Consider the following 5794-nt stretch of genomic DNA (forward strand, 5'->3'; position numbering starts at 1 on the left):
CGGACGCACCACCGGGATCAGGCCCATGCCGATGCTCACCGCGACCAGCAGCTGATTGCGGCGGTCACCGATGTCCGCCTCTTGGAGGATTTTGATGCCAGTCGCGGCGACCATGCCGAACATCGCAATCGCCGCACCGCCCAGCACCGCCGGTGGAATCGATGCCACCAGAAACGCCGCTTTCGGCAACAGGCTGAGGACGATCAGCAGACCACCGGCAACGATGGTCACCGAACGGCAGCGCACGCCGGTCATCTGCACCAGGCCGATGTTCTGCGCGAACGAGGAGTGGGTGAAGGTGTTGAAGAAACCGGCGAAAAACGACGCGCCGGCATCGCACAGCAAGCCGCGACGAAGCATGCGCGGGCAGACTTCCTGGCCGGTGATTTTGCCCAGCGCGAGGAACATCCCGGTGGACTCGACGAAGATGATCACCACCACCAGACACATCGACAGAATCGGTGCCAGCTCGAATTTCGGCATGCCGAAATGCAGTGGAGTTACGAACTGAATCCATGGTGCGCTGGCCATGCCGCTGAGGTCGACCATGCCGATCGCGCCGCACAGTACGTAGCCCAGGCACATGCCGATCAGCACCGAAATATTGACCCAGAAACCGCGCATGAAGCGGTGAACCAACAGGATGGTGGCCAGCACCAGCGCGGCGATGGCCAGATAAATCGGCGATCCGAATTGCGCGGCATCGACCCCGCCACCGGCCCAGTTCACGGCCACGGGAAACAGCGATAAACCGATCGAGGTGATGACCGTGCCGGTCACCAGCGGCGGGAAGAAGCGCACGACCTTGGACATGAACGGCGCGATCAGCATGCCGAAGAAACCGGCGGCGATCGTCGCACCAAAGATCCCTTGCAGACCGATGCCGGGCATGCCGGCCATGGCCACCATGCTGCCGACCGCAGCGAAACTGGCACCCATCATCACCGGCATGCGAATACCCATCGGGCCGATGCCGAGCGACTGCACGATAGTGGCGATGCCGGCGACGAGCAGGTCGGCGTTGATCAGGAAGGCGATTTCTTCACGACTCAGGCCAGCGGCCTGTCCGATGATCAGCGGCACCGCGATGGCACCGCCGTACATCAGCAAAACATGTTGCAGACCGACCAGGATCAGTTGCAAAAGGGGCAAACGCTGAATGGCGGGTGCGTCGGGGATGCGCGCTTTGGACAGCTCGGACATGCAACACCTCGGATCTTTTTTATTCTTGTGATTAACAGCTGCCGGGTTGCTTGCAGCTGTTTCTTTGCATCAGGGGGACCGCGGAGCGGCCATTCGCGGGCAAGCCCGCTCCCACACAGGCAATGCAAAACCCTGTGGGAGCTGGCTTGCCAGCGATGCTTTTAACGATTAATTGGTCTGCGCTCCCTGGGCAATCCAGGCACCGATCAGGTCACGTTCCTGCTGGGTCATCTGGGTGATGTTGCCCAGTGGCATGATCTGCGTAGTGATGGCTTGCGCCTGAATGCGCGCGGCGTTCTGGCGGATCTGCTCGGGGGTGTCGAACATCACACCGGCCGGGGCTGCGCTGAACAACGGGCTGGTCGGCTTGGACGAGTGGCACACCGTGCAACGCTCTTGAATCACGTTGTGTACTTTGTCGAAACCGGGGCCGGCATTCGAGGCTTGCGCGGGTGCCGCCGCAGGGGCTGCGGGTGCCGCAGGTTGCGCCGCTTCGGCCGGTTTCGCGCCACCGCCCAGTGCCGTTTCCGGCAGCGGTTGGTACTCGATTTTCGCCGGTGCCTTGGCCACTTCAGGTGCAGTCGACATCGGCGTCGGGCCAGTGACGTAGGCCAGGCAGATCATGCCCACCGCTGCCACCGGCAGGGTCCAGGCAAACTTGTGGCTGTCGTGACGGGTGTTGAAGTAGTGACGCACCAATACCGCCAACACTGCGATCCCGGCGAGGATCAACCAGTTGTACTGGCTGCCGTAAGTGCTCGGGAAGTGGTTGCTGATCATGATGAACAGCACTGGCAGGGTGAAGTAGTTGTTGTGACGCGAACGCAGCAGACCCTTGGCCGGCAGGGCCGGATCAGGCGTGCGGTTCTCGGCGATCGCCGCGACCAGTGCCCGTTGCGCCGGCATGATGATGCGGAACACGTTGCCGACCATGATGGTGCCGATGATCGCGCCGACGTGCAGGTACGCACCACGCCCGCTGAACACTTTGCTGAAGCCATAGGCCGCGGCAATGATCAGCACGAACAGGATGAAGCCGAGCAGGGCGGGTTTCTTGCCCAGCGCCGAATCGCAGAGGAAGTCGTAGACGAACCAGCCGACGATCAGCGAGCCGATACCGATGGCCACGCCTTCAGGACCGCTGAGGCCACTGCCGGGTGCCACGAGGTAGAGCACCGGATTGGAGTAGAACACCACGCACAGCAGCGCGATCCCCGACATCCAGGTGAAGTAGGCTTCCCACTTGAACCAGTGCAGATTGTCCGGCATGGACGGTGGGGCCAGTTTGTATTTTTCCAGGTGGTAGATGCCGCCGCCGTGGATCGCCCACAGATCACCGGCCAAACCGGTTTTCGGGTTGACGCGGTTGAGGTTGTTCTCCAGCCAGACGAAGTAGAACGACGCGCCGATCCAGGCCACGCCAGTGATCATGTGAACCCAGCGCACGCTCAGGTTCAGCCATTCCAACAGATGTGCTTCCACAGTCTTTACCTCTCGCCTGTCACTCTTGTTGTCGAGTGATCAGACCTTCTCTTATTGGTGGGGGGCGAGGATCAACCGCTCATCCTCTTTGAAAAAATGCTCATCGCAGTTATTGCCTGTGCCACTGCGATCAACCACCAGGAAGTCATCCCGCTTTTCGATCGTCAGCACCGGGTGGTGCCAGACGCCGCGATGGTAATTGATGCCCTGCCTGCCGTTGGTGACGAAGGCGCGGACCAAGCCTGATACAGGTTCATCGCCAACTGGCGCGACCACGATCAGAAAGGGGTTGCCGAGCAGCGGAATGAAAGCCTGGCTGCCCAGCGGATGGCGTTCCAGCATGCAAACGGTCAGCGGCATGTCCTGCGCGTCGGCGCGGAAAATACTGATGATCGCGTTGTCCTCAGGCGTCGCGGTTTCGACCGTCGCCAATTTGTGGAAGCGCATGGTCGAACCGTTGTTGATCATGAAGTGATCGCTGCCGTCGGTTTCGATCACGTCACCGAAAGGGGCGAAGGCTTCTTTGGTCAGCGGTTCAATCGTCAATGTGCGCATGCTGTTCTTCTTTTCGTTGAGTGATCGTTCCCACGCTCTGCGTGGGAATGCAGCCCGTGACGCTCCGCGTCACATCCAAAGCGGACGCAGAGCGTCCAGTGATGCATTCCCACGCAGAGCGTGGGAACGATCATTGCAGTGTTATTTAGCGACCTTGCCCAATACACGCAGGCGACTCACGCCACCATCCGGGAACACGTTCAGGCGGATGTGGGTGATCGGGCCGAGTGCCTTGATCTGCTCGACGAAGGTATGTTCGGCGTGCATTTCCAGCTTCTGGCTTGGCAACAGTTCGCGCCAGAACAGCGACTGGGTTTCGATCTGGCTGTCGGTGCCGCCCTTGACGAACGCGCCCTGGATCGAGCAAGTGTCCGGGTAGTTGCCTTTGAAGTGCAGGGTGTCGACGACGATCTTCTCGATCTCGCCCGGATGACCCAGCGCGACGATCACCCAGTCATTGCCCGGCGTGCGACGACGCGCGGTTTCCCAGCCGTCGCCCATGTTGATGCCACGGCCCGGGTTGAGGATGTTGCTCATGCGGCCGAAGTGTTCGTCGGAGCAGGCGAGGGCGCGGCCACCGTTGAGGGCTGCTGCCAAGTCCACTTGCTCGTTGTCGCCCACAGCGGACCAGTCGCGGAACGGAATGCCGTATACGCGCAGACGGGCAACACCACCGTCCGGGTAGATGTTGAAGCGCAGGTGGCTGAACGCTTTGTCGTTGCTGATTTCGTGGTAGTGGTGGCTGTTGCCCTGCAGCTCGACGGCCGACAGCACTTCGGTCCACTGGGTGTTTTCATCCGGCTCGCCCGAGGCCAGGAAGCACGCTTCCAGCGAGGCCGATGGCGGGTAGTTGCCGGTGAAGAATGAAGTGTCGATGTCCACGCCTTTGATCGAGCCCGGTACGCCCAGACGGATCACCGCGCTGTCGAAACCTTCGAAGCGCTTGCGGCGCGACTCCCAGCCGTCCATCCACTTGCCGTTGTCGTCGAACACGCCCTCCTTCCATACGGCCGGGGTCGGTTGGAACAGACGATTGGCGTCTGCGAACCAGTCATCGGTGACCGAAATGATCTTGGTGCCCAGACGGGCGTCGGCCAGGTTGACGTATTTTTCGAAAGGTACGGCGTAAGCTTTCATTCTTCTTGTCTGCCTTTGATAAGTTGGCTGGGGATGCTCGCAGGGCCCTGGGCGTTTGCGCGTTCATTCACGCTCGGGCCAGGCTTGCTAAAGAGTCAGTAAACGGAACAGGGCAATCTTGTTGATCTCCGCCAGCGCGCATTTGAACTCGGCTTCCACCGAATTGTTGATGCGCGTTTCGAACGCCGCGAGGATCTGATGCCGGTTGCTGCCTTTTACCGCCATGATGAAGGGAAACTTGAACTTGGCTTTGTAGGCGTCGTTCAGCTCGGTGAAGCGCTGGAACTCTTCGGCCGTGCATTGGTGAATACCGGCGCCAGCCTGTTCATTGGTGCTGGCTTCGGTCAGTTGGCCCTGGACGGCAGCTTTGCCGGCCAGGTCCGGGTGAGCGTTGATCAGGGCCAGCTGGCTGGCATGATCGGCGCTCAACAGGATATCGCTCATGCGCTGGTGCAGGGTTTCGATCTCGTCGATCGAAGCGTCCGCACCGAGGTCGTAGGCCTTTTCGGCCACCCATGGCGAATGTTCGTAGATGTCGGCGAAGGCTTTGACGAAAGCGTCGCGGCTCAGGGTCGACGGTTGCAGGGTTTGAAAGCGGCTCATTTTGCAGTCCCTTGGTACGGGTGGGTTTCTTGCCAGTGACGCGCGATGTCGACGCGACGGCTGAACCACACCTGTTCATGACTTTTGGCGTATTCGATAAAGCGCTTGAGCGAAGCGAGGCGACCAGGACGGCCGATCAGGCGACAGTGCAGACCGATCGAAAGCATTTTCGGCGCTTCGGCACCTTCGGCGTAAAGCACGTCGAAGGCGTCTTTGAGGTATTCGAAGAAATCGTCACCCTTGTTGAAACCCTGCACTTGCGTGAAGCGCATGTCGTTGGTGTCGAGGGTGTAAGGGATCACCAGATGCGGCTTGCCGGTCGGGTTATTCGGCTCCCAGTAGGGCAGGTCGTCGTCGTAGGTGTCGCAGTCGTAGAGGAAACCGCCTTCTTCCATGACCAGTCGACGGGTGTTCGGCCCGGTGCGGCCGGTGTACCAGCCCAGCGGACGTTCGCCGGTCAGTTCGGTGAGGATGCGGATCGCTTCGAGCATGTGCTCGCGTTCCTGCGCTTCGTCCATGTACTGGTAGTCGATCCAGCGGTAGCCATGGCTGCAGATTTCATGGCCGGCCTCGACCATCGCACGGATCACGTCCGGGTGACGCTGGGCGGCCATGGCCACGGCGAAGATGGTCAGCGGAATATCGAATTCCTTGAACAGCTTCAAAATGCGCCAGACGCCGGCGCGGCTGCCATACTCGTAAAGCGATTCCATGCTCATGTTGCGCGCGCCTTGCAGCGGCTGAGCGGCGACCATTTCGGAGAGGAAGGCTTCGGATTCCTTGTCGCCGTGCAGAATGTTGCGCTCGCCACCTT

General features: G+C 60.5%; 6 protein-coding genes. All 6 read right to left on the reverse strand.

What is annotated here, in order from left to right:
- Nucleotides 1–1203, reverse strand: a 1203-nt coding sequence (locus OQK_RS18925) for a nucleobase:cation symporter-2 family protein (RefSeq protein WP_016773756.1), incomplete at its 3' end; no start/stop codon positions are given.
- A gap of 168 nt (nucleotides 1204–1371) precedes the next feature.
- Nucleotides 1372–2685, reverse strand: coding sequence for a urate hydroxylase PuuD (locus tag OQK_RS18930; protein ID WP_016773757.1), 1314 nt, complete (start codon nucleotides 2683–2685; stop codon nucleotides 1372–1374).
- Between the two features lie 51 nt (nucleotides 2686–2736).
- Complete coding sequence (locus OQK_RS18935) at nucleotides 2737–3240, reverse strand: ureidoglycolate lyase (RefSeq protein WP_016773758.1); 504 nt, start codon at nucleotides 3238–3240, stop codon at nucleotides 2737–2739.
- 141 nt (nucleotides 3241–3381) lie between these two features.
- Complete coding sequence (gene alc / locus OQK_RS18940; RefSeq protein ID WP_016773759.1) at nucleotides 3382–4377, reverse strand: allantoicase; 996 nt, start codon at nucleotides 4375–4377, stop codon at nucleotides 3382–3384.
- Nucleotides 4378–4464: 87 nt separating this feature from the next.
- Nucleotides 4465–4980: a 2-oxo-4-hydroxy-4-carboxy-5-ureidoimidazoline decarboxylase gene (uraD, locus tag OQK_RS18945; protein WP_016773760.1), complete on the reverse strand. Its 516-nt coding sequence runs from the start codon at nucleotides 4978–4980 to the stop codon at nucleotides 4465–4467.
- The coding region (gene puuE / locus OQK_RS18950) for an allantoinase PuuE (protein ID WP_038861392.1) at nucleotides 4977–5794 on the reverse strand (818 nt) is incomplete at its 5' end. The genes uraD and puuE, both read right to left, overlap by 4 nt.

It is taken from the genome of Pseudomonas sp. R62 (assembly GCF_000257605.1).
In the GTDB taxonomy this organism is placed as follows: Bacteria; Pseudomonadota; Gammaproteobacteria; order Pseudomonadales; family Pseudomonadaceae; genus Aquipseudomonas; species Aquipseudomonas atacamensis.

Excerpts from the sequence above, each read along its gene's own strand:
- OQK_RS18935 (WP_016773758.1), bottom strand. The coding sequence starts at position 3,240 with ATGCGCACATTGACGATTGAACCGCTGACCAAAGAAGCCTTCGCCCCT.
- alc (WP_016773759.1), bottom strand. The coding sequence starts at position 4,377 with ATGAAAGCTTACGCCGTACCTTTCGAAAAATACGTCAACCTGGCCGAC.
- uraD (WP_016773760.1), bottom strand. The coding sequence starts at position 4,980 with ATGAGCCGCTTTCAAACCCTGCAACCGTCGACCCTGAGCCGCGACGCT.